24 protein-coding genes are annotated in these 22,356 nt (G+C 73.9%); 7 read left to right on the forward strand and 17 right to left on the reverse strand.

The genetic code is table 11. The features are described 5' to 3' along the window. Positions 1 to 72 precede the first annotated feature (72 nt). Positions 73 to 1,341: a bifunctional 3,4-dihydroxy-2-butanone-4-phosphate synthase/GTP cyclohydrolase II gene (locus ACI79E_RS03485; protein ID WP_456931148.1), complete on the reverse strand. Its 1,269-nt coding sequence runs from the start codon at positions 1,339 to 1,341 to the stop codon at positions 73 to 75. Between the two features lie 296 nt (positions 1,342 to 1,637). Here ACI79E_RS03485 and ACI79E_RS03490 point away from each other — a divergent pair, with 296 nt between their 5' ends. The 3 genes from ACI79E_RS03490 to dmpG are packed head-to-tail and all read left to right on the forward strand — an operon-like array spanning position 1,638 to position 4,443. Continuing rightward, entirely contained in the window at positions 1,638 to 2,471 is an 834-nt protein-coding gene (locus tag ACI79E_RS03490; RefSeq protein WP_456931149.1) for a 2-keto-4-pentenoate hydratase, read from the forward strand. Beyond that, entirely contained in the window at positions 2,468 to 3,415 is a 948-nt protein-coding gene (locus ACI79E_RS03495) for an acetaldehyde dehydrogenase (acetylating) (protein WP_456931150.1), read from the forward strand. The genes ACI79E_RS03490 and ACI79E_RS03495 overlap by 4 nt, the downstream gene beginning before the upstream one ends. Further along, entirely contained in the window at positions 3,412 to 4,443 is a 1,032-nt protein-coding gene (gene dmpG / locus ACI79E_RS03500) for a 4-hydroxy-2-oxovalerate aldolase (RefSeq protein WP_456931151.1), read from the forward strand. Before ACI79E_RS03495 ends, dmpG begins: the two co-directional genes overlap by 4 nt. 78 nt (positions 4,444 to 4,521) lie before the next feature. Here the strand turns inward: dmpG and ACI79E_RS03505 are convergent, their stop codons facing one another. Both ACI79E_RS03505 and ACI79E_RS03510 read right to left on the reverse strand, forming a co-directional pair. After that, the gene (locus ACI79E_RS03505; RefSeq protein ID WP_456931152.1) at positions 4,522 to 4,746 is read right to left on the reverse strand and encodes a hypothetical protein; all 225 of its coding nucleotides are present in this window, start codon (positions 4,744 to 4,746) and stop codon (positions 4,522 to 4,524) included. A gap of 156 nt (positions 4,747 to 4,902) precedes the next feature. After that, a complete protein-coding gene (locus tag ACI79E_RS03510; RefSeq protein ID WP_456931153.1) occupies positions 4,903 to 5,595 on the reverse strand; it encodes an IclR family transcriptional regulator in 693 nt (230 codons plus the stop codon). A gap of 182 nt (positions 5,596 to 5,777) precedes the next feature. Here ACI79E_RS03510 and ACI79E_RS03515 point away from each other — a divergent pair, with 182 nt between their 5' ends. Then, complete coding sequence (locus tag ACI79E_RS03515) at positions 5,778 to 6,530, forward strand: SDR family NAD(P)-dependent oxidoreductase (protein WP_456931154.1); 753 nt, start codon at positions 5,778 to 5,780, stop codon at positions 6,528 to 6,530. Between the two features lie 77 nt (positions 6,531 to 6,607). Here ACI79E_RS03515 and ACI79E_RS03520 read toward each other — a convergent pair whose 3' ends face one another. From ACI79E_RS03520 to paaA, 13 genes are all read right to left on the reverse strand, one after another. Beyond that, positions 6,608 to 6,766: an aldehyde dehydrogenase family protein gene (locus tag ACI79E_RS03520; protein WP_456931155.1), complete on the reverse strand. Its 159-nt coding sequence runs from the start codon at positions 6,764 to 6,766 to the stop codon at positions 6,608 to 6,610. Between the two features lie 49 nt (positions 6,767 to 6,815). Next, positions 6,816 to 8,006 carry a fumarylacetoacetase gene (gene fahA / locus ACI79E_RS03525; RefSeq protein WP_456931156.1) on the reverse strand — a complete coding sequence of 397 codons (1,191 nt, stop codon included), beginning with the start codon at positions 8,004 to 8,006 and terminating at the stop codon, positions 6,816 to 6,818. Further along, a complete protein-coding gene (locus ACI79E_RS03530; protein WP_456931157.1) occupies positions 8,003 to 9,208 on the reverse strand; it encodes a cupin domain-containing protein in 1,206 nt (401 codons plus the stop codon). Before ACI79E_RS03530 ends, fahA begins: the two co-directional genes overlap by 4 nt. Before the next feature lie 96 nt (positions 9,209 to 9,304). Next, entirely contained in the window at positions 9,305 to 10,954 is a 1,650-nt protein-coding gene (locus tag ACI79E_RS03535; protein WP_456931158.1) for an FAD-dependent monooxygenase, read from the reverse strand. Positions 10,955 to 10,962: 8 nt separating this feature from the next. After that, positions 10,963 to 11,925 carry an MBL fold metallo-hydrolase gene (locus ACI79E_RS03540; RefSeq protein WP_456931159.1) on the reverse strand — a complete coding sequence of 321 codons (963 nt, stop codon included), beginning with the start codon at positions 11,923 to 11,925 and terminating at the stop codon, positions 10,963 to 10,965. Positions 11,926 to 12,135: 210 nt separating this feature from the next. Next, entirely contained in the window at positions 12,136 to 13,521 is a 1,386-nt protein-coding gene (locus ACI79E_RS03545) for an MFS transporter (protein WP_456931160.1), read from the reverse strand. A gap of 100 nt (positions 13,522 to 13,621) precedes the next feature. Beyond that, entirely contained in the window at positions 13,622 to 14,089 is a 468-nt protein-coding gene (locus ACI79E_RS03550; RefSeq protein WP_456931161.1) for a thioesterase family protein, read from the reverse strand. Further along, the gene (locus ACI79E_RS03555) at positions 14,086 to 14,856 is read right to left on the reverse strand and encodes an enoyl-CoA hydratase-related protein (RefSeq protein WP_456931162.1); all 771 of its coding nucleotides are present in this window, start codon (positions 14,854 to 14,856) and stop codon (positions 14,086 to 14,088) included. Before ACI79E_RS03555 ends, ACI79E_RS03550 begins: the two co-directional genes overlap by 4 nt. After that, complete coding sequence (gene paaE, locus ACI79E_RS03560) at positions 14,853 to 15,938, reverse strand: 1,2-phenylacetyl-CoA epoxidase subunit PaaE (RefSeq protein WP_456931163.1); 1,086 nt, start codon at positions 15,936 to 15,938, stop codon at positions 14,853 to 14,855. The genes ACI79E_RS03555 and paaE overlap by 4 nt, the downstream gene beginning before the upstream one ends. After that, entirely contained in the window at positions 15,939 to 16,400 is a 462-nt protein-coding gene (paaD, locus tag ACI79E_RS03565; protein WP_456931164.1) for a 1,2-phenylacetyl-CoA epoxidase subunit PaaD, read from the reverse strand. It abuts the gene before it with no gap. A gap of 113 nt (positions 16,401 to 16,513) precedes the next feature. Then, positions 16,514 to 17,425: a 1,2-phenylacetyl-CoA epoxidase subunit PaaC gene (gene paaC / locus ACI79E_RS03570; RefSeq protein ID WP_456931165.1), complete on the reverse strand. Its 912-nt coding sequence runs from the start codon at positions 17,423 to 17,425 to the stop codon at positions 16,514 to 16,516. Between the two features lie 95 nt (positions 17,426 to 17,520). Beyond that, a complete protein-coding gene (paaB, locus tag ACI79E_RS03575) occupies positions 17,521 to 17,892 on the reverse strand; it encodes a 1,2-phenylacetyl-CoA epoxidase subunit PaaB (RefSeq protein WP_456931166.1) in 372 nt (123 codons plus the stop codon). Next, a complete protein-coding gene (gene paaA, locus ACI79E_RS03580; RefSeq protein ID WP_456931167.1) occupies positions 17,889 to 18,854 on the reverse strand; it encodes a 1,2-phenylacetyl-CoA epoxidase subunit PaaA in 966 nt (321 codons plus the stop codon). Before paaA ends, paaB begins: the two co-directional genes overlap by 4 nt. A gap of 224 nt (positions 18,855 to 19,078) precedes the next feature. Between paaA and paaK the strand changes: the two genes are divergently transcribed. From paaK to ACI79E_RS03595, 3 genes are read left to right on the forward strand one after another with little or no spacing between them, the layout of a single operon-like run. Then, on the forward strand, positions 19,079 to 20,416 hold the full coding sequence (paaK, locus tag ACI79E_RS03585) for a phenylacetate--CoA ligase PaaK (protein WP_456931168.1): 1,338 nt from the start codon (positions 19,079 to 19,081) through the stop codon (positions 20,414 to 20,416). Further along, positions 20,413 to 21,027 (forward strand): TetR/AcrR family transcriptional regulator, encoded by a 615-nt coding sequence (locus ACI79E_RS03590; protein WP_456931169.1) that lies wholly within the window; start codon positions 20,413 to 20,415, stop codon positions 21,025 to 21,027. Before paaK ends, ACI79E_RS03590 begins: the two co-directional genes overlap by 4 nt. 17 nt (positions 21,028 to 21,044) lie before the next feature. Beyond that, positions 21,045 to 21,167, forward strand: a complete 123-nt coding sequence (locus ACI79E_RS03595) for a hypothetical protein (protein WP_456931170.1) — start codon at positions 21,045 to 21,047, stop codon at positions 21,165 to 21,167. Positions 21,168 to 21,210: 43 nt separating this feature from the next. On the opposite strand, the gene ACI79E_RS03600 is transcribed toward ACI79E_RS03595, so the two are convergent. Then, positions 21,211 to 22,356 (reverse strand): RNA polymerase sigma factor, encoded by a 1,146-nt coding sequence (locus tag ACI79E_RS03600; protein ID WP_456931171.1) that lies wholly within the window; start codon positions 22,354 to 22,356, stop codon positions 21,211 to 21,213.

Below are 22,356 nucleotides of genomic sequence, written 5' to 3' on the forward strand. Positions count from 1 at the left end.
CGGTCCCGTGCGGACCGGCCCGAGCACGATCATCCCGCGCGCGGGCCGTCGGTGACCCGACCGCCGCCGCGGTCAGCCGAGGACGGCGTCCCCGGTGCCCGTGTAGTCGTGACCCATGCGGTCGCGCTTGGTGCGCAGGTACCGGACGTTGTGGGGCGTCTCGACCACCGGCAGCGCGACCCGGCCGACGATGTCGAGGCCGTAGCCGTCGAGCCCGCCGTACTTGGCCGGGTTGTTGGTGATCAGCCGCAGCCGCCGGACGCCGAGGTCGCCGAGGATCTGCGCGCCGACGCCGTAGCTGCGGGAGTCCACCGGCAGGCCCTGGACGGTGTTGGCGTCGACGGTGTCCAGGCCGGCCTCCTGGAGGGCGTAGGCGCGGATCTTGTGGCCGAGACCGATGCCCCGCCCCTCGTGGCCGCGCAGGTAGACCACCGCGCCGGCGCCCTCGGCGGCGATCTCGGCCAGCGCCTGCTCCAGCTGCGCGCCGCAGTCGCAGCGCAGCGAGCCGAGGATGTCGCCGGTGAGGCACTCGCTGTGCACCCGCACCAGTGCGCCGCGCTCGCTCTGGCCCGCCGCCGCGACGTCCCCCATGACGAGGGCGAGGTGCTCGGTGCCGTCGAGGACGCTGCGGTAGGCGACGGCGCGGAAGGTGCCGAACTCGGTCGGCATCGACGCGGTCGCCACCATCTCCACGAGCTGCTCGGTGGCCCGCCGGTGACGGACCAGGTCGGCGATGTCGAGGACGACGAGGTCGTGCTCCTCGGCGAAGGCGCGCAGGTCGGCGCCGCTGCGCATGGTGCCGTCGTCGGCGGTGATCTCGCCGATGACGCCGACGCCGGACAGCCCGGCCATCGTGAGCAGGTCGACGGTGGCCTCGGTGTGGCCGGCCCGCACCAGGACGCCGCCCGCGCGGGCCCGCAGCGGGAAGACGTGGCCGGGCCGGCGCAGCTCGGCCGGGCCGGTGGCGGGGTCGGCCAGGGCCCGGAAGGTGCGCGTGCGGTCGGCGGCGGAGACCCCCGTGCCGGTGTGCACCGAGTCCACCGTGACGGTGAACGCGGTGCCGTGGGCGTCGGTGTTGTCGGTGACCATCGCCGGGAGCCGCAGCTCGTCGGCGCGCGCGGCGGGCATGGGGGCGCACACGATGCCCGTGCTGTGCCGCACGAGGAACGCCATCTGCTCCTCGGTGACCAGCTCGGCCGCCGCGACGAGGTCGCCCTCGTTCTCCCGGTCGGCGTCGTCGACCACGACCACCATGCGGCCCTCGGCGAGCGCGGCGACGGCGCGCTGCACCGCGGCCGCGGGCATCTGACGCCGGGAGCCAGGGGTACGGGATGCGGTCATGGGGGTCCTTCCGCGGACGGGCGTCGTGGTTCCTGCAGCGATCGCTACGGACGACGGGAACACACAGTGGCGTGGGCCACAAGGGCGTGCGGCGATGCGTCCCGTCCAGTGGACCGGTGGGGTCCGGGACGGTCACCCCCGCCTTCCGCGTGCCGGAAGTCGCCGTCGGATCCGGGGCCGGGGTCCGGGCGCGGGGCCGAGCGGCGCCGGCGGTCCACGGACCGGAACGACCGGATAGGCCCCGGCGCGTGCGGGCGTCATGGTCGGGGTCCCACCGGCTCGTACCGAGGACAGTGATGACACAGGCAACCACCCCACCCGACGTGGCGCGCACCCACCGGGCGGCCGTCGCCGAGGCCGCCGAGCGGCTGGAGGTCGCCGCGCGCACCGGCGTCCCGTGCCGGCCGGTGCGCGACCTGATCGGCACCGACGACGTCGAGCTGGCGTACGCGGTCCAGCAGCGGCTCACCCAGCGCCGGCTGGCCTCCGGTGCCCGCGTCGTGGGCCGCAAGATCGGGCTCACCTCGCCCGCGGTCCAGCGCCAGCTCGGCGTGGACCGTCCCGACTTCGGCGTCCTGTTCGACGACATGGACGTCTCGGCCCTCGCCGCGGTGCCCCCCGGCCGGCTGCTGCAGCCCAGGACGGAGGCGGAGATCGCCTTCGTCCTGGGCGCCGACCTCGACGAGGGTCCGCTGGACGCCGACCAGGTGCGTGGTGCGGTCGCCTACGCCACCGCCGCCCTGGAGATCGTCGACAGCCGGGTCGCCGGCTGGGACATCACCTTCGGTGACACCGTGGCCGACAACGCCTCCAGCGGGCTGTTCGTGCTGGCCCGGGAGCGGGTGTCGCTCGAGGAGTTCGAGCCGGTCGCGGTGGGCATGCGGATGACCCTCGACGGGGAGGTCGTCTCGGAGGGCACCGGCGCGGCCTGCCTGGGCGACCCGCTCAACGCCCTGGCCTGGCTGGCGCGCACCGCGGTGGAGGTCGGCGACCCGCTGCGCGCGGGCCAGGTGGTGCTCTCCGGGGCGCTGGGCCCGATGGTGGCCACCCCGCCCGGGTCGGTGGTGACCGCCGAGATCAGCACGCTGGGCACCGTGACGGCGACGTTCGCGCGCGAGGGGGAGCAGTGACGACGAAGGTGGCGATCATCGGGTCGGGCAACATCGGCACCGACCTGATGATCAAGGTGATCCGGCACTCCGACGTGCTGGAGATGGGGGCGATGGTCGGCATCGACCCCGACTCCGACGGCCTCGCCCGGGCGCGGCGGATGAAGGTGCCCACCACGTCCGACGGCGTCGACGGGCTCATCGCGATGGACGGCTTCGACGACATCGGGATCGTCTTCGACGCCACCTCGGCCAAGGCGCACGTCGCCAACGCGGCGAAGCTGGCGCCGTACGGGAAGAGGCTGGTCGACCTGACCCCGGCGGCGATCGGCCCGTACGTGGTGCCGCCGGTGAACCTCGATGCGCACCTGGCCGAGGACGCGATGAACGTGAACATGGTGACCTGCGGCGGGCAGGCCACCATCCCGATGGTGGCCGCAGTGGCGGCGGTGACCCCGGTGCCGTACGCGGAGATCGTCGCCTCCATCGCGTCGAAGTCGGCCGGGCCGGGGACGCGGGCCAACATCGACGAGTTCACCGAGACCACCGCGCAGGCCATCGAGGCCGTGGGTGGGGCCGGTCGCGGCAAGGCCGTCATCGTGCTCAACCCGGCCGAGCCGCCGCTGATCATGCGGGACACGGTGTTCTGCCTGATCGGCGACGCCGACCACGACGCCATCCGCGCGTCGGTGGCGGAGATGGCCAAGACGGTGGCCGAGTACGTGCCCGGTTACCGGCTCAAGCAGGAGGTGCAGTTCACCCCGGTCCCCGACGGGGAGCCGGTGCACACCCTGCTGCCCGAGGGCGCGCCTCCGGTGACGACGAAGGTGACGGTGTTCCTCGAGGTCGAGGGCGCCGCGCACTACCTGCCGGCCTACGCCGGCAACCTCGACATCATGACCTCGGCGGCCCTGCGGGTCGGCGAGCGTCTCGCGACCCGCACCCCCGCGCAGGTGACCGCATGAACGCTCCGAACCCGCCCCGGCTCTACGTCCAGGACGTCACCCTGCGGGACGGCATGCACGCCGTCCGGCACCGCATCAGCCCCGCCGACGTCGGCCGCATCGTCGCCGCCCTCGACGCCGCGGGCGTGGACGCGATCGAGGTCGCCCACGGCGACGGGCTGGCCGGCGGCAGCCTCAACTACGGCCCCGGCTCGAACACCGACTGGGAGTGGATCGAGGCCGCCGCCGAGCACTGCCGGCGCGCCGTGCTGACCACCCTGCTGCTGCCCGGCATCGGCACCATCGCCGAGCTCGAGCACGCCTACTCCCTCGGGGTCCGGTCGATCCGGATCGCCACGCACTGCACCGAGGCCGACGTCGCCGCCCAGCACATCGCCACCGCCCGCGAGATCGGCATGGACGTGTCGGGCTTCCTCATGCTCAGCCACATGGCCCCGGCCGCCGAGCTCGCGCGGCAGGCCAAGCTCATGGAGTCCTACGGCGCGCACTGCGTCTACGTCACCGATTCCGGCGGCCGGCTGACCATGGACGGCGTCCGGGAGCGGATCCGCGCCTACCGCGACGTGCTCGACCCCGGCACCCAGCTGGGCATCCACGCCCACCAGAACCTCTCCCTGGCGGTGGCCAACTCCGTGGTCGCGGTGGAGGAGGGTGTCACCCGGGTGGACGCCTCCCTGGCCGGGCACGGCGCCGGTGCGGGCAACTGCCCGATCGAGCCGTTCATCGCGGTGGCCGACCTGCAGGAGTGGGAGCACGGCTGCGACCTGTTCGCCCTGCAGGACGCCGCCGACGACCTCGTCCGGCCGCTGCAGGACCGGCCCGTGCAGGTCGACCGGGAGACCCTCACCCTGGGCTACGCCGGGGTCTACTCCAGCTTCCTGCGGCACGCCGAGGCGGCGTCGAAGCAGTACGGCATCGACGTGCGGGCGATCCTGCTGGAGGTCGGCCGCCGCCGGCTGGTGGGCGGGCAGGAGGACATGATCGTCGACATCGCCCTCGACCTGGTGGCGGCGCGGCGGGCGGCCTGAGGGCGCGGCTCCCGCGAAGGCGACGGCGGTCCCACGGTCACGACCGTGGGGCCGCCCTCCGCCGGGGCCGGCGCGGCCTCAGCGGCGCGGCAGGCCGACCGGGACGTCGCCGCCCCGGGGCGCCGGCGTGTGCCGGTGCACGTCGGCGCTGTGCTGGACCGTCCGCCACTGGCCCGGTGCCCAGGCCCTCAGCAGCAGCCCCTCCCCGGACAGCGCGACCAGGGCCCCGCCGTCGGTCGTCAGCAGCTCCGCCTCCACGGTCTCGTCCGCGCCGCTCGCCATCTGCACCGTCCACACCGGCATCCCGCACTCCTCGGGGAAGAGGCGCCCCCTGCAGCGCCCGATGGGGAACCCAAGCCGGACCGGAGAGCACGCGTCAACCACGAGTGGGCGCGCCATGGCTGTCGGTAGTCGGAACGACATAGGCCGGAACTGCGCCCGAGCAGCGGGGGAGCCCCGTCAGCGGAGGCCGGCGCCCACCTTCTGCGCGGCGGCGGTCACGGCGCGCCCGATCCGCTCGACGTCGGCGCCCTCGTCGACGAAGACCACCGCGAGCGCGGCACGGGCTCCGCCGTCGGGACCCAGCACCGGCGCGGCGATCGACCGCATCCCGGGGATCACCTCCCCGTGAGAGCTGGCCCAGCCGACCCGGCGCGCCTCGGTCAGCGCGGCCCGGTCCCCCGGGGACGGCGGGTCGGGCATGAGCAGGGCCAGCCCCGGTGCCCCCCGGCCCACGGGGTGGCGGGTGCCTGGGCGGTAGACGACGTGCGCGGTCGTGTCCTGCGGCTCGACGCTGGTCACGGTGACGGCCTCGTCCCCGGTGCGGACCACCACGAAGGCGGTCATGCCGAGCTCGGCGACGAGCTCGCCCAGCCGCGGGAGGGCGGCGGTCTGGAGGTCGGTCCGGACGCCGCGGGCCAGGCCCGCGACGCCCAGGCCCAGCCAGTAGTGCCCGGCGGCGTCCCGCTCGACGAGCTGGTGGTCCTCCAGCGTCCGGAGCAGCCGGTAGGCGATCGACCGGTGCAGGCCCAGGGCCTGGCCGATGTCGGCGATCGGCTGGGGGGTGCCCACGGCGGCGAGGTGCTCGAGGACCCGGATCCCGCGGTCCAACGTCTGCGACTGGGGCGCGCCCCCGCCGTCCTCTGCCGCCATCGCCGTCCTCCCGGGTCGCCGGTCGTCCACCCTACGGTCGCCCCATCGGCAGCGGCGGAGGCATGGGACCCGGTGGGACCGGCCCCCGGCCGGGGCTGGTCCGGCTCCGCGAGGTGCGACAGTGTGGCTCCCCCCGATCGGCCGGATGACGTGCGTGACCCCGACACAGGAGGAACCCCGACATGGCATTCGACTTCACGGGCCGGACGGCTCTCGTGACCGGCGCGGCGTCGGGCATCGGCAGGGCCGTCGCGCTGCAGCTCGCCGCGGGCGGGGCGAGCATCGTCGCGAGCGACCTGTCGCAGGACGGCGCGGACCGGCTCGTCGAGCGGATCGTCTCCGACGGCGGCCAGGCGGTCGCGGCGGTCGGCGACGTGGGCGATCCCCGGCAGGTGGAGAGCGCGGTCGCCCTCGCGGTGGGGGAGTTCGGCGGACTGCACCTCGCCTTCAACAACGCCGGGATCGGCGGCCCGCGGGGTGACGTCGCCGACATCGACATCGACGGCTACCGCACGCTCATGGCAGTCAACCTCGACTCGGTGTTCTTCGGGCTCAAGTACGAGATCCCCCCGATGCTCGAGGCAGGCGGCGGAGCGATCGTCAACATGTCGTCGATCCTCGGGCTCGTCGGCACCCCGGCGGCCCTGCCGTACGTCGCCGCGAAGCACGGCGTCGCGGGCATGACGAAGGCGGCGGCACTCGGCTACGCCGCTCACGGCATCCGGATCAACTCCGTCCACCCGGGCTACATCGAGACCCCGCTGCTGCGGGCGTTGCCCGCCGAGGCGTACGACGCCCTGGCGGGACGGCACCCGATCGGCAGGCTCGGCACCTCGCAGGAGGTGGCGGAGGTCGTCACGTTCCTGCTGTCGGATGGCGCTGCGTTCGTCACGGGAGCGCAGTACGCCGTCGACGGCGGCTACACGGCGCAGTGACGGCCGGGCACGGCCGGAACGACGCGGCGGCGCCCAGGCACCCGGAGGTGCCTGGGCGCCCAGGCCCGCGGTCGGCCTCAGCCGTCGACCACCTGGGGGACGGCGACCGACGCGAGGCCGGTCACGCCGGACTCCAGCCCGTACCCGGACTCCTCGACCCCGCCCAGGGGGGCCGTCGAGTGCACGCCGCCGTGGGCGTCGACCCAGACGGTGCCGGCCTCGAGCCGGGCCGCCACTCGTACGTGGTCGGTCCGGTGCCACTCGATGCGGTGGGGTGGGGGGAGCTCACGGCGCCGGCTCGATCCGGCCGGACACCTCGCCGAAGCCGATGCGGGTGCCGTCGGGGCCGGGTGCGGTGGCGGTGATGGTGACCTCGTCGCCGTCCTCGAGGAAGGTGCGGGTCGTCCCGTCGGCCAGGGTCAGCGGCTCGGTGCCGCCCCAGGACAGCTCGATGAACGAACCGCGCTGGTCGGGGTCGGGGCCGGAGACGGTGCCCGAGGCGTAGAGGTCGCCGGTGCGCAGGGACGCGCCGTTCACCGTCATGTGCGCGAGCTGCTGGGCGGGGGTCCAGTACATGAGGTCGAACGGCGGGCAGGACACCAGCTGGCCGTTGAGCCGGACCTCGAGGGTGAGGTCCAGGCCCCACGGGCAGCCGCTGTCGTCGAGGTAGGGCAGCAGCGGCACGTCCCGGGCCGGGGCGGCGACCCGCGCGGCCTCCAGCGCGGCCAGCGGCACCACCCACGGGGAGACCGAGGTGAGGAAGGACTTGCCGAGAAAGGGGCCCAGCGGCACGTACTCCCAGGCCTGCAGGTCGCGGGCGGACCAGTCGTTGACCAGGCAGACGCCGAACACGTGGTCGGCGACGGCGGTGAGCGGCACGGGCCGGCCCAGGTCGGAGGGGGTGCCGACGACGAAGCCCACCTCTGCCTCGATGTCCAGCCGCTGCGACGGGCCGAAGGTGGGTGCCGCATCGGTGGGGGCCTTGCGCTGGCCGTTGGGCCGCACGACCGGGGTGCCGGAGACGGCGACCGTGCCGGCGCGGCCGTGGTAGCCGATCGGCAGGTGCTGCCAGTTCGGCGTCAGCGGCGGGGAGTCCGGGCGGAACATCCTCCCCAGGTTCTCCGCGTGGTGCCGGGAGCTGTAGAAGTCGACGTAGTCGGCGACCTCGACCGGCAGGTGCAGCGTCACCTCCGACCGCGGCACCAGGTGCGGCTCCACCCTGGCCCGGTGCGCCGCGGCGGTGAACCAGTCGGTCAGCTGCGCCCGCAGGTCCGCCCACGCCCGCGGCCCGCGCGCCATGAACGCGTTGAGCGAGCCGGTCGCGTGCCCGTCGTCCCCCGTGGCGGCGGCGAGGTCGAGGACGTGCTCGCCGATCGCGACCCCGGTGCGCGGTGCGGTGCCGGGGGTGGAGAAGACGCCGTAGGGCAGGGCGTGGACGCCGAAGCCGGTGCCGGGCGGGAGGTCGAGCCAGGTCATGCCGAGGGTCCCCGGCCGGACCAGGTCCAGGCGTAGGTGCCGTCGTCGGTGGCGGTGCCGGCCTCGCCGAGGTCCAGGGGGCGGAAGGTGTCGACCATGACGGCGGTCTCGTCGAAGAACTCGACGCCCAGGGAGCGCTCGACCGCGCCGGGCTGGGGGCCGTGGGAGTGCCCGCCGGGGTGCAGGCTGATCGAGCCGCGCCCGATGCCCGAGCCCTTGCGGGCCTCGTAGTCGCCGTCGACGTAGAACATGACCTCGTCGGAGTCGACGTTGGAGTGGTAGTAGGGCACCGGCACCGCCAGCGGGTGGTAGTCGACCTTGCGGGGCACGAAGTTGCAGATCACGAAGCCGGTGCCCTCGAACACCTGGTGCACCGGTGGGGGCTGGTGCACCCGGCCGGTGATCGGCTCGAAGTCGGCGATGTTGAAGGCGTAGGGGTAGAGGTGCCCGTCCCAGCCGATGACGTCGAAGGGGTGCTCGGGCACGACGTGGACGGTGCCGGCCAGCCCGCCGGGGCCGGGTCCGCGGTGCTTGACGTAGACCTCCACGTCCGTGCCGTCCTGCAGGAGGGGTTCGGCCGGTGCGCGCAGGTCGCGCTCGCAGTAGGGGGCGTGCTCGAGGAACTGCCCGTACCGGCTCAGGTAGCGGCGGGGTGGGGCGATGTGGCTGTTGGCCTCGATGGCGTAGGTGCGCAGCGGCTCGGTCCCGGTGGGGATCCAGCGGTGGGTGGTGGTGCGCGGGATGACCACGTAGTCCCCGGCGCCCACCTCCAGTGCGCCGAAGACGGTCTCCACCGTGGCGGTGCCGCGTTCGAGGTAGACGCACTCGTCGCCGGTGGCGTTGCGGTAGTACGGGCTGGTGAGGCTGGAGACGGCGTAGGAGATGCGGACGTCGGCGTTGCCCAGCACCAGCCGCCGGCCGGTGACCGGATCGGTGGCCTTGTGCTCCTGGTCGGGGAACAGGTCGTGCAGCCTCAGGTGCCGGGGCACCAGCGGGCTGTTGGGGGTGAGGGTCTGGTCGGGCAGCTGCCAGGGCCGGGCGTCGACGATCGCCGAGGGGATGCCGCGGTGGTAGAGCAGGGCGGAGTCCGAGGAGAAGCCCTCCTCACCGACCAGCTCTTCGGAGTACAGGCCGCCGTCGGGACGCCGGTGCTGGGTGTGCCGCTTGGGCGGGACACTGCCCACCCGCCGGTAGAACGCCATCTGATGCACCTCTCGTGGTCCTGAGGGCCTTTGTGGCCACTGTGGCCGCCCGCGGGGTGGCCACAGTGGCCACGAAGGCCGGGGAGTCGGGTCGGGTCACGCCGGGACGGGGCTGGGGACGGGGCGGGCGAGCAGCCGGGCCACGGCGCGGGTGACGTCGGCGGCGGAGGTGAGGACGGCGGCGACGTGGCCGTCGGGCCGCAGCACCCAGATCTCGTCGGGCCGGACGCCGAGTGCCTCGCGCAGCGTCGGCCCGCGGTCCAGGTCGCGGACGCGGTGCACCGCCAGCGGCAGACGAGGACCTCCCTGCCCCCCGCCACTCGCGAGCTGGCGACGGGACCCTGCACGGAGGTCCTCGGGCAGGGTGGGTGCGTCGGCGTCGTCCCCCACGAGCACGGTGACGCCCTCCCGGGCGAGCTGGCGCAGCCGGACGAGGTCCGGGCGGCCCGGCACGGTGACCGGGCAGTCGGGCACCAGGACGCCGGGCGCGGGGACCGGCACGTCGCCGCGGGCCGGACGGCCCGGGAACGGCCGGCGCTGGTCGGGGGTGGTGAGTGGAGAGTCGACGTACCAGAACGGCTCGGCCAGCCGGCCGGAGTCCACCTGCGCCCGGGCCGCCGGGTCGGTCGCGGCCCGCTCCAGGACGTCGCGCCGGTGCCGGGCCTCGGCCTCACTGCCGGGCACCAGGAACCGCATGGTGGCCCCGGTGACCTCGATGTTCTCCACGGCCGCGGCGTGCCGCTCGGCGTGGTAGCTGTCCAGCAGCGACTCCGGCGCCCACCCGTGCAGGACGAAGGCGATCTTCCAGGCCGCGTTCTCGGCGTCGAGCACCCCGGAGTTCAGGCCGCGGGCGCCGAAGGGGGAGACCAGGTGCGCGGCGTCGCCGGCGACGAGCACGCGGCCGACCCGCATGCGGTCGACCACCCGGGAGTGGAAGCGGTAGACCGACTTCCAGACGACCTCGTAGGGCCGGTCGCCGATGACCTGACGGATCCGCCGGTCCAGCGAGCCCGCGGCCTCCTCCGCGGCGAGGTCGAAGTCCGGCGGCACCTGCCAGTCGATGCGGAACGTGGAGTCCGGGCAGGGGTGGATGAGCACCTGGCGGCCGGGGTTCCACACCGGGTCGAAGTAGAACCGCCGCTCGGTCTCCCAGCCCGGGAGGTCGGTGCGGATGTCGCAGATGAGGAAGTGGTCGTCGAACGACTCGCCCTCGAAGGTGAGCCCGAGGGCCGAGCGCAGCTCGTCGCTGCGCGGGCCGGCGCAGGCGACGACGTAGGAGCCGCGCACCCGCTGCTCGCCGTCCGCCGTCGCGCAGGTGAGGGTCACGCCGTCGGTGTCCTGGTCGACGCCGACCACCCGCGCGCCCCAGCGCACCTCGACCAGCGGCTCCGCGGCGATCCGCGCGTCGAGCAGCCGCTCGGTCTCGCACTGCGAGATGTTCACGAACGGCGGGAACGGGGACCTGCCACGGTCGGCGAACCGGAAGCTGAACAGCTCGGTGTCGCGGTGGAAGGTGCGGGCTGTGGTCCAGGTGACGCCGCGACGGGCGACCTCGGCGCCGACGCCGACGGCGTCCCACACGTCGAGGACGTCGCGCTGCTGGCAGATCGCCTTGCTGCCGACCGCGTCGCGCTCCGGCCGGGCGTCCAGGACGACGACCCGCAGCCCCCAGCGGGCCAGCAGCAGGGCGGCGGTCTGCCCGACCGGGCCGGCGCCGACGACCAGCACGGGGAGGTCGGAGGTCATCGGGGGGCTCATCCCTGCAGCTCGTCCCAGACCTGGCGGTCACGCTCGGCGGTCCAGATGACGGGACGCTCGATGCCGGAGCACTCGTCCCACAGCCGCTGGACGTCGAAGGGCAGGCAGTGCTCGAAGATCGGCCACCTGCCGTACTTCGGGGCCAGGGCGGTGTGGGTGGCGTCGAAGGCCTGCTTGAGGGTGCCGCCGGCGCGGTGCACGTCGCCGACGGTGCGCTGCATGGTGAGCAGGAAGTCGCGGGTCTGCTCGATGGCGGCGTCCACCTCGTCGCGGCCGCGGGCGATGGCGCCGCGCCCACCGATGAGCTGCTGCGCGCCGAGGGCCTTGACCTTGTCGAGGGTGTCGGCGGCCCAGTCGAAGTGGAACGCGTCGCCGGTGTAGAGCGCGGCCTGGGACTCGACCAGGTCGCCGGCGAAGAGGATCTCGTGCTTGGGGATCCAGGCCACGATGTCGCCCTCGGTGTGCCCGCGGCCGAGGAACTCCAGGACCAGCTCGCCGCGGTCGCCGCCCAGTTCGATGGTGAGCTTGTCGCGGAAGGTCATCGTGGGCCAGGTCAGGCCCGGGATGGACTCCGGCTCCTCGAACAGCCGCGGCATCCGGCCGTACTCGCTCTCCCAGTCCTGCTGGCCGCGCTCGGCGATGAGGTGCCTGGTCTGCTCGGAGCTGACGATGATCTCGGCGTCGAACGCGCTGGCGCCCAGCACCCGGACGGCGTGGTAGTGGCTGAGCACCAGGTAGCGGACCGGCTTGTCGGTGTGCTCGCGCAGCCTGGCCAGCCAGCGCCGGGCGGCCACCGGGGTGGCCAGCGCCTCGAAGCAGACGAGGAAGTCCTCGCCCTCGATCGCGCCGACGTTGGGGTCGCCCTCCGCGGTCAGCGCGTACACGCCGTCGGCGAGCACCTCGAGGGTCTGCTCCTTCACGCCCAGGTCGGCGGAGGAGGCGAAGGGCTTCGCGGCCATGGTCGGTCTCCCGAGGATCGGTACTGTCCGATAAACGAATACTGAGTTCTGCTACCGGTCCAAACCGTACGCGGGTGTGGTCGGCGACACAACCCTGCCGAGGGGAGACGACGGCGCCCGGGGCCGCCGGCGGAGTCCTCGGCGACCCCGGGCGCCCGAGCGGTCAGGCGGGTGCGGGCGCCACGTCGGGGCAGCCGGCGCCGGGCGTGGTCAGGGGCGGTGTCCCAGCTCGCCAGCGGCCTCCGGGTGCTCGCGCAGGTACTGCTCGTGGGCCTCGGCCACGCGCAGGTTGTTGCCCCGGGTCTCCCCGGCGATGGTCACCGCGGCGAACGAGACGACGCAGAGCGCCATGATGTAGAGGCCGATCGACCCGGACCAGCCGGTCATCTGGATCAGCAGCTCGGCGATCATCGGGGCGAAGGCGCCGCCGAGGATCGCGCCCAGGGCGTAGCCGATGGAGATCCCCGAGTACCGGACGGCGACCGGGAACATCTCCGCGTACATGGCCGACATCGGGCCGTACGACAGGCCCAGGCCGACGGTCAGCACCAGCAGGGCGATGCCGTAGAGCCAGATGTCGCCGGTGTCGATCAGCAGGAACAGCGGGATCATCCAGACGAAGACCAGCGCGTAGCCGATCTGGAAGGTGCGCACCCGGCCGATCCGGTCGGACAGCGTCCCGCCGTAGAGGGTGAAGACCAGCCAGCCGAACGAGGCCAGCGTGGTCGCCAGCAGCACCGACGTGCGCGCCATCCCCAGCGCCGTGGTCGCGTAGGCGATGAAGAAGGCGATCAGCAGGTACCCCGCGGCGTTGTTCGCCACGAAGATCAGCGCGGTGAGCACGACCTCCTTGGTGTTCTTCCGGAACAGGTCCCGCAGCGGCGCCGAGGACTCCTTCCTCCGCAGCCGCATCTCCGAGAAGACCGGGCTCTCGTCTACCGCCCGCCGGATCAGGTAGCCGATGACGATCAGCACGACCGACAGCAGGAACGGGATGCGCCAGCCCCAGGACGTGAACTGCTCGGGGGTCGTGACCGTGGAGACCAGGTAGAGCACGCCGGTCGCGAGGATCATCCCGATCGGGACGCCGATCTGCGGGTAGGCGCCGAACAGGCCGCGCCGGTTGACCGGCGCGTGCTCGACCGACATCAGGGCCGCGCCGCCCCACTCGCCGCCCGCGGAGAAGCCCTGGAGGACCCGCAGGAGGATGAGCGCCGCCGGGGCGGCCAGGCCGATCTGCCCGTAGGTGGGCAGCAGGCCGATGAGTGCCGTCGAGGCGCCCATCAGCAGCAGCGTGAAGACCAGCATCCGCTTGCGGCCGAGCCGGTCGCCGAACCGGCCGGCGACGATCGCGCCCAGCGGTCGGAACAGGAAGCTGATGCCGATGGTGGCAAGGGAGAGGACGGTGGCCAGGCCCGGGGAGTCCTCGCTGAGCGGTGAGAGGAACAGCGGCGCCAGGACCAGCCCCGCGGCCTGGGCGTAGATGAAGAAGTCGTACCACTCGATGGTGGTCCCGGCGAGGGTGCCCGCGAGGACCTTGCGCTCCTCGGGCGTCATCTTCTCCCGCGGTCGCCGTGCGGTGTCGGTCGTCGCCATGTCGCCGTCCCCCTGGTGCTCGATACTGACCGAGCGGTCAGTTATTTCGCGCGGAACTGTAGCGGCGGTGTGGTCCAGCACACAACGATGCGTTGCCGAACTAAGGGTCGGGCGGTGCCGGCAGGCGGTGGCTCCCGCCGCGCCGACGCCTCCACCCGGCCTGGCCCGGGGGAGCGGCCCGCCGGCCGATCCGGGCCTCGAGGGCCTCCTCGGAGAGCACGACCTGGACCGTCGTGCCGTGGCCGAGCTGCCGGCCGCCGGCGTCGACGGCGGTGCACGCGCAGGTGAGCCGGTTGCCGCGCACCTCGACGCAGCGGGCGGTCACCCGGATCGGGTCACCCACCCAGGCCGGGCCCAGGTGCTCCACCGTCACCGACCGCCCGATGCCGGCCTCGCCGGGGTCGAGGTGGCGCAGCAGCAGCTTGCGCCCGGCCTCCTCGAAGTGCTTGGCCATCGTGTAGGTCGCGTAGACCGGGTGTACGGGGCCCAGCTCGTCGAACCGGACGGTCATCTCCGGTGTCACGACGACGTCGAGCTCCGCGGCGGCCCCGACGGCGACGGGTCTCACGCCGGCACCCAGCGGGCCGGGCGCTTCTCGCGGAAGGCGGCGATCCCCTCCTGCCCCTCGTCGCTGGCGAAGAACCGGGCGGACAGTGCCAGCAGCTCGGGGAACCGCTCGCCCGGCGAGCCCGACCGGGCGCGCAGCAGGCGCTTGGTCTCGGCCAGGGCCAGCGGCGCGCCCCGGCCGAGGGCGTCCACCTGGGCGGCCACGCAGGCGTCGACCTCGCCCTCCGCGACCACCAGGTCCACCAGGCCGCCGGCCAGCGCCGTCGCGGCCTCGAACACCTCACCGGTCAGCATCAGCCGGTGGGCGACGTTGGGCAGCATCCGCGGCAGGCACACCGCGGAGATGACCGCCGGCACGACGCCGACCCGGACCTCGGTGAACGCGAACGTCGCCGAGGTCGCGGCGACCACGACGTCGCAGGCTGCCAGCAGGCCGACGCCGCCGGCCCGGGCCGGCCCGCGGACGGTCGCCACCACGGGCTTCGGGAACTCCCAGATCGTCTCCAGCAGCGCCGGGAACTCGTTGACGCCCTGGTCCGCCGCGGCCCCTCCGGCGGCCTCGGCCAGGTCCATGCCCGAGCAGAACACCCGGCCGGTGTGGTCGAGCACGACGACCCGGACGGCGTCGTCGGCCCGCGCGTCGGTGAGGGCGGTCCGCAGCTGGGCCCGCATCGGCCGGGACAGCGCGTTGCGGTTGGCGGGGGAGTCGAGGATCAGGGTGGCGACGCCGCCGGCGACCTCGACGCGCAGCACCTGCTCGGCGCTCACGCGTCGAAGTCCACGGTGACGGTCTCCGACAGCGGCACCGACTGGCAGGTGAGCACGTAGCCGGCCTCGACCTCCTCGGGCTCGAGGGCGTAGTTGCGCCGCATCTGCACCTCGCCCTCGGTGACCCGTGCCCGGCAGGTGCCGCACACCCCGCCCTTGCAGGCGAAGGGCAGGTCGCCGCGCACCTTCTGCGCCGAGTCGAGGACCGGCACGTCGCGGGGGAGGGCCAGGGTGGTGGTCCGCCCGTCGAGGACGACGGTCACCTCGCTGCTCGGTCCGGTGACGGTCTCCTCGTCACCGCGGACCGGCTCCGGTGGGACGTCGTCGACGTAGAACAGCTCCTGGTGCACCTTCTCGGCCGGGACGCCGAGCTCGGCCAGGAGCTCCCGGGCGTCGCCCACCATCCCGTGCGGGCCGCACAGCCACCAGTGGTCGACGTGCTCGGCGTCCACCAGGTTGTCGACGAGGGTCCGCAGCCGCGCCCGGTCGAGCCGGCCGCTGGTCACCTCGGCGTCCCGGGGTTCGCGGGAGAGGACGTGCACCAGCTGCAGCCGGGTGCCGTAGCGGTCCTTCAGGTCGGCGAGCTCGTCGGCGAACATGACCGTGTTGGTGCGCCGGTTGCCGTAGAAGACGGTGACCGTGGACTCCCCGTCGCGCAGCACGCTGGCGGCCAGCGAGAGCGCCGGGGTGATCCCGGAGCCGGCGACGACGAAGACGTGGTCGGCGGGCACCGAGAGGTCGGCGGTGAAGGTGCCCGACGGCGGCAGCACCTCGATCCGGTCGCCCGGGCGCACCGAGTGCACCAGGTAGGAGGAGAAGAACCCGCCGGGCACCTCCCGGACGCCGACCCGCGGCGGGGCGCCGACCGGGGCGCAGATCGAGTAGGACCGGCGCTCGTCGCGGTCGCCGTCCACCCGGCGCAGGGTGAGCGCCTGGCCGGGCTTGAACGCGTAGTCCTCGGCCAGCTCCGGGGGCACGTCGAAGGTCACCGCGACGGCGTCGTCGGTGAGCTGCTCGACGCGGGCGACCGTCAGCGGGTGGAACTGCGGCCTGCGCCGCGCGGGGGCCTCGGCGGTGGTCACTCAGATCTCCTTGACGTGCTCGAACGGCTCCCGGCAGCTGCGGCAGCGGCGCAGGGCCTTGCAGGCGGTGGCGCTGAACTCGCTGAGCTCCTCGGTGTCGGACGAGCCGCACACCGGGCAGGCCGCGGTGCGGCGGGTCGGCCCCAGCTGCAGCGGCACAGGCCCGGCGGGCCGGGCGGGCGCCCTCCCCGGAGGGGCGATGCCGCCGGCGGCGAGCTTGCGGCGGCCCTCCTCGCTGATCCAGTCGGTGCTCCACGCGGGGGAGAGCACGGTGCGGACCTCGACCTCGGGGAAGCCGGCCCGGTGCAGCGCGTGCAGCAGGTCGGCGCGCATCGTGCCCATCGCCGGGCAGCCGGTGTACGTCGGGGTGAGCTCGACGACGACGGTGCCGTCCTCGACCCTGACGTCGCGGAGGACGCCGAGGTCGGCGAGGGTCAGCATCGGCAGCTCGGGGTCGGTCACCGTCCCGGCCACAGAACGAGCCCGGTCGACCGAGGGGCCATTGTGGCCACTCCGGCCGCCCGCCGAGGGGCCTTCGTGGCCACTTCGGCCCGGCGGGGTGGTCGTGGGCGCGGTCACCAGGTGGCCGCCGGGTGCCGGCGGGCCAGGCCCTGCAGCGTGGCGAGCAGCCCGGGCAGCTCCGCGGTGTGCTTGCCGGTACGGCCCCGGGGGGCCGCGTCGGCCGGCCAGTCCGGCACCCGCAGCGTCGCCCGGTCGAGCACCTGGGTGAGGACGTCGCGGACCTCGTCGCGGACGTCGGCCGGGTCGACGGCCACGCCGGCCGCGGTGAGGCGGGCCTCGAGCTCGGTGGCGGTGAACACCTCGTCCAGCAGCGGCCAGACGGCGTCGGCGCCGGCCTGCGCGCGGCGGTGCGACTCCTCGGTGCCGTCGCCGAGCCGCAGCACCCAGCGGGCGGCGTGGTCGCGGTGGTAGGCGAGCTCGTTGACGCCCTTGGCCGCGATGGCGGCGACCACCGGGTCCCGCGACTCCCGCAGCCGGCTGAAGACCGCGAGCCGCACGGTGGCGGCCACGAGCAGCCGCACCATCGTCTGCGCGAAGTCACCGTTCGGGGCCTCGACCAGGTCGGTGTTGCGGAACTCGTCGGGGTCGCGGAAGTAGGCCAGGGCGTCCTCGTCGGGGATGGTCCCCGTGGCCCTCTCCCGCGAGCGGCCGAGCACGCCCACCGACCCGGCGCGGGCCAGCAGCAGCCGGGCCTGGCCGAGCAGGTCGAGGGCGACGTTGGCGATCGCCACCTCCTCCTCGAGCTCCGGCGCGGCGGTGATCCACTGGGTCAGCCGCTGGGCCAGCACCAGGGCGTCGTCGCCCAGCATGAGGCAGTACCACCCGAGGTCGGCCGGGTCGATGCCGTCGGGGACGGTGGTGTCGACGCCGGCCAGCGGCTCGTCGAACCCGGTGCCGAACGCCCAGTGCCCGTGGTCGTCACCGGCGTTGGCCAGTGAGTCGTAGACCGTCTCTTCGTGCGCCACGCAACGGCTCCTTGCCTGGATGACGGATGGTGGCGGCCCCCTCCCGGGGCCCCGACGCCGCGAGGGACGAGCGGGGGTGGGGAGGGAGGGGCCTCCTACATGTGGGGGACGTCCTCGGGGATCTCGTAGAACGTCGGGTGGCGGTAGACCTTGTCGCCGCTCGGGGCGAACATCGGGTCCTTCTCGTCGGGGCTGGACGCGGTGATGTCGGCGGCCTTGACCACCCAGATGCTCACGCCCTCGTTGCGGCGGGTGTACAGGTCGCGGGCGGCGTGCACGGCCATCTCGTCGTCCGGGGCGTGCAGCGAACCCACGTGCACGTGGTTGATGCCGCGCTTGCCGCGCACGAACACCTCGTAGAGCGGCCAGTCCCGCCGGCTGACCGCCGGCCTCGGCTCGACCGGCACCTCGGGCCCGGTGGGGACGGCGCCGTGGCCGCCCTCGCTGGTGACGTCGGTGGTGCTCACGCGGCCGCTCCCTCGTGCTTGGCGGCGTAGGCGGTGGCGGCCTCCCGGACCCAGGCGTTGTCGTCCCGGGCGGCGCGGCGGCGGGCGATGCGCTCGGCGTTGGCCGGGCCGTTGCCGCTGATGACCCGCTTGAACTCGTCCCAGTCGATGGCGCCGAACCGGTAGTGGCCGCGTTCCTCGTCCCAGGCCAGCTCCGGGTCGGGCAGGGTGACGCCGAGGAACTCCGCCTGCGGCACGCTCATGTCGACGTAGCGCTGGCGCAGCTCGTCGTTGCTGTGCCGCTTGATGCCCCACGCCATCGACTGGGCGGAGTTGGGGCTGTCGTCGTCCGGCGGGCCGAACATCATCAGCGACGGCCACCACCACCGGTCGACGGCGTCCTGGACCATCGCCCGCTGCTCGTCGGTGCCGCGCATCATCGTCATCAGCAGCTCGTAGCCCTGCCGCTGGTGGAAGGACTCCTCCTTGCAGATGCGGATCATCGCCCGCGCGTAGGGGCCGTAGGAGGAGCGGCACAGCGGCACCTGGTTGCAGATCGCCGCGCCGTCGACCAGCCAGCCGATGACACCGACGTCGGCGTAGGTGAGCGTCGGGTAGTTGAAGATGGAGCTGTACTTCTGGCGGCCCTCGATGAGCTTGTCGGTGAGGTCGGCCCGGTCGGCGCCGAGGGTCTCCGCGGCGGAGTACAGGTACATGCCGTGCCCGGCCTCGTCCTGCACCTTGGCCAGCAGGATCGCCTTGCGCCGCAGGCTCGGCGCCGCGAGGAGCCAGTCGCCCTCCGGCTGCATGCCGATGATCTCCGAGTGCGCGTGCTGCGCGATCTGCCGGATGAGCGTCTTGCGGTAGCCCTCGGGCATCCAGTCGCGCGGCTCGATCCGGTGCTCGGCGGCGATCGTGGCGTCGAAGTGCTCCTGCAGCGCGGTCTCGTCAGGGGCGGGCCGTTCCAGGGTGGGTGCCGACATCTCGTTCCCTCGGGTGCGACGCAAGCCAATTACTGACCGGACGGTCGGTAATGAGTCTGCCCGACGGTGAGCGCGGACACAAGCCCGCGCCGCCAGTTCGACCGGAGGGGCTTGACACCGGACCCGTCGAGGGGTTGGTTACCTGACCATCCGGTCGGTATTTCGCTGTCGTGCGGCCCCGACCACCCGGCGACGACGCTCACGACCCACGGAGGCTCCCGCCAATGACCGCCACCAGCGAGACGACCCGGCGCCTCGGGTCGGCGCCCGACCCGGACCTGCTCGACCCCGCCGAGCGCATGGGGGTCGACGAGCTGCGCGCGCTGCAACTCGACCGGCTGCGGTGGAGCCTGCGGCACGCCTACGACAACGTGCCGCACTACCGGCGGGCCTTCGACGCGGCGGGGGTGCATCCCGACGACTGCCGCGACCTGGCCGACCTCGCCCGGTTCCCCACCACCAGCAAGGCCGACCTGCGCGACAACTACCCGTTCGGCATGTTCGCCGTCCCGCAGGAGCAGGTGCGGAGGGTGCACGCCTCCTCCGGCACGACCGGCCGGCCCACCGTCGTCGGCTACACCGAGGGGGACATCGACGTCTGGGCCACGGCCATGGCCCGCTCGATCCGCGCGGCCGGCGGGCGGCCCGGCGACAAGCTGCACAACGCCTACGGCTACGGGTTGTTCACCGGCGGGCTCGGCGCGCACTACGGGGCGGAGAAGCTGGGCTGCACCGTCATCCCCGTCTCCGGCGGCATGACCCCGCGGCAGGTGCAGCTGATCACCGACTTCGAGCCGCGGATCATCATGGTCACGCCGTCCTACATGCTCACCGTCATCGACGAGTTCGAGAAGCAGGGCATCGACCCGAGGACCAGCTCGCTGCAGATCGGCATCTTCGGCGCGGAGCCCTGGACCGAGCAGATGCGCCACGAGATGGAGGAGCGGGCCGGCATCCACGCCGTCGACATCTACGGGCTCTCGGAGGTCATGGGGCCCGGCGTCGCGCAGGAGTGCGTGGAGACCAAGGACGGCCTGCACGTCTGGGAGGACTTCTTCTACCCCGAGGTCATCGACCCGCTGACCGGGGAGGTGCTGCCCGAGGGGGAGCAGGGGGAGCTGGTGTTCACCTCGCTGACCAAGCAGGCCATGCCGGTCATCCGCTACCGCACCCGCGACCTCACCCGGTTGCTGCCGGGGACCGCCCGCCCCGGCATGCGCCGGATGGAGAAGATCACCGGCCGCACCGACGACATGATCATCCTGCGTGGGGTGAACCTCTTCCCGACCCAGATCGAGGAGGTCGTGCTGCGCACACCCGACCTGTCGCCGCACTTCGCCCTCGAGCTGGTCACCCGCGGCCGGATGGACCACCTGGTCTGCCGGGTCGAGGCCCGGCCCGACTGCCCGGCCGAGCGCCGCCCCGCGGCGGCCGCCGAGGTGGCGAAGGGCGTGAAGGACGTCGTGGGCACCAGCATCGAGGTGCTCGTCGTCGACCCCGAGACGCTGCCGCGCTCGGTGGGCAAGCTCAAGCGGCTCACCGACAACCGGGAGCGTGCATGACCTCCACGGCGGATCCGGCCCGGGTCCGGCGCGGCCGGCCCGGCCACTCGCTCGACACGCTGCTGGACACCGCGGTCGCGGTCTTCAACGAGCGCGGCTACGACGCGACGAGCATGGACGAGCTGGCCACCCGGCTGGGCATCACCAAGTCGGCGATCTACCACCACGTGTCGAGCAAGGTCGAGCTGCTGCGGCTGGCCCTCGACCGGGCCCTGGACGCCCTGTTCGCCGTCACGGAGGAGCCCGGTGCGACCACCGGCGCGGCGATCGACCGGCTCGAGCACGTCGTCCGGGGGTCGGTCCGGGTGCTCACCGCGGAGCTGCCCTTCGTCACCCTGCTGCTGCGGGTGCGCGGCAACTCCCCGGTCGAGCAGGAGGCGGTGCAGCGACGTCGCCAGTTCGACCGGATCGTCACCGACCTCGTCCGCGCGGCGGAGGAGGAGGGTGACGTCCGTCCCGACGTGGACCCCGCCGTCACCAGCCGGCTGCTGTTCGGCGCCGTCAACTCCCTCACCGAGTGGTACCGGCCGGACGGCGACCTGTCCGCCGACGCCGTCGCCGACGCCCTCGTCACCACGACCTTCCACGGCCTGCGCGCCAGGCCGTCCTGATCCACCCCGGTGCACCCGTGACCGCCCGCCTGCCTGACAGCCACCTCACCGGGCGGTGGTACGCCGACCACGGCGGGGTCCGCTGGGACGCCGTCGTCGTCGACACCGAGGGCGGGCCGGGGCGACCCACGACGTCCTGAGGATGGTCGCCCGGACTGGCCGCCGTCGGCCGGACCGTGCCGCTCACCCGCGGAGCTCGGCGTTGAGCCGCGCGGCCTGGCGCGTCAGGTGCTCGCGCTCGGGGAGGTCGGGCGCCGCGCGGGCGGCCTCGGCGTAGAGCCGGGCCGCGAGCACCCGGTCCCCGCTCCGCTCGTGCAGGTACGCGGCGGCGGCGGCGTACCGGGGCAGGGCGGGGTCGAGCTCGGCGAGGGCGGCCAGGCCGGCCCGCGGGCCGTCGGCCTCGCCGACCGCGACGGCCCGGTTGAGGCGGGCGACCGGGCTGTCGGTGAGCCGCACCAGCTCGTCGTACCACTCGACGATCTGCACCCAGTCGGTCTCCTCCGCGGTGCGGGCGTCGGCGTGGAGGGCGGCGATGGCGGCCTGGGCCTGGAACTCGCCCAGCCGGTCGCGGGCGAGCGCTGCCTGCAGCACGTCGACGCCCTCGGCGACCAGGCGGGTGTCCCACCGGGTGCGGTCCTGCTCGGCGAGGGGCACCAGGCTGCCGTCGGGGCGGGTCCGCGCCGGGCGCCGTGCGTGGTGCAGCAGCATCAGCGCGAGCAGTCCGTCGACCTCCGCGGAGTCGGTCCGGGCCGCCAGCTGGCGGGTGAGCCGGATCGCCTCGCCGGCGAGGTCGACGTCGCCCGAGTAGCCCTCGTTGAAGACCAGGTAGAGCACCCGCAGCACGGTTGCGACGTCCCCGGGCCGGTCGAGGCGGACGCCGGCGACGGTCCGCTTGGCCCGGCTGATGCGCTGGGCCATGGTCGCCTCCGGCACGAGGTAGGCCTGCGCGATTTGCCGCGTGGTCAGGCCACCGACCGCGCGCAGGGTGAGCGCGACCGCCGAGGCCGGGGAGAGGGAGGGGTGGGCGCACAGGGAGTAGAGCTGGAGCGTGTCGTCCACCTCCCCACCCGGCCCGGGCGCCGGCTCGGCGTCGACGAGCACCTCGCGCCGCCGCCGGGAGGTCTCGGCGCGGGCGGCGTCGAGGAACCGGCGCCAGGCGACGGCCACCAGCCACGCCTTCGGGTCCCGCGGCGGGTCGTCCGGCCACACGCGCACGGCCTCGACCAGGGCCTCCTGCACGGCGTCCTCGGCCGCCGCGAAGTCGGCCCCGCGGCGGCCGAGGACCCCGATCACGGTGGGGATGAGGGCCCGCAGCAGGGCGTCGTCCAC

Source organism: Geodermatophilus sp. SYSU D00079, from assembly GCF_054050635.1.

Coding starts and splice junctions, on each gene's coding strand:
- ACI79E_RS03485 (WP_456931148.1), bottom strand. CDS start 1,341: ATGACCGCATCCCGTACCCCTGGCTCCCGGCGTCAGATGCCCGCGGCC.
- ACI79E_RS03515 (WP_456931154.1), top strand. CDS start 5,778: ATGGCATTCGACTTCACGGGCCGGACGGCTCTCGTGACCGGCGCGGCG.
- fahA (WP_456931156.1), bottom strand. CDS start 8,006: ATGACCTGGCTCGACCTCCCGCCCGGCACCGGCTTCGGCGTCCACGCC.
- ACI79E_RS03490 (WP_456931149.1), top strand. CDS start 1,638: ATGACACAGGCAACCACCCCACCCGACGTGGCGCGCACCCACCGGGCG.
- ACI79E_RS03530 (WP_456931157.1), bottom strand. CDS start 9,208: ATGGCGTTCTACCGGCGGGTGGGCAGTGTCCCGCCCAAGCGGCACACC.
- ACI79E_RS03590 (WP_456931169.1), top strand. CDS start 20,413: ATGACCTCCACGGCGGATCCGGCCCGGGTCCGGCGCGGCCGGCCCGGC.
- ACI79E_RS03545 (WP_456931160.1), bottom strand. CDS start 13,521: ATGGCGACGACCGACACCGCACGGCGACCGCGGGAGAAGATGACGCCC.
- ACI79E_RS03505 (WP_456931152.1), bottom strand. CDS start 4,746: ATGCCGGTGTGGACGGTGCAGATGGCGAGCGGCGCGGACGAGACCGTG.
- ACI79E_RS03540 (WP_456931159.1), bottom strand. CDS start 11,925: ATGGCCGCGAAGCCCTTCGCCTCCTCCGCCGACCTGGGCGTGAAGGAG.
- ACI79E_RS03535 (WP_456931158.1), bottom strand. CDS start 10,954: ATGACCTCCGACCTCCCCGTGCTGGTCGTCGGCGCCGGCCCGGTCGGG.
- paaA (WP_456931167.1), bottom strand. CDS start 18,854: ATGTCGGCACCCACCCTGGAACGGCCCGCCCCTGACGAGACCGCGCTG.
- paaK (WP_456931168.1), top strand. CDS start 19,079: ATGACCGCCACCAGCGAGACGACCCGGCGCCTCGGGTCGGCGCCCGAC.
- dmpG (WP_456931151.1), top strand. CDS start 3,412: ATGAACGCTCCGAACCCGCCCCGGCTCTACGTCCAGGACGTCACCCTG.
- ACI79E_RS03510 (WP_456931153.1), bottom strand. CDS start 5,595: ATGGCGGCAGAGGACGGCGGGGGCGCGCCCCAGTCGCAGACGTTGGAC.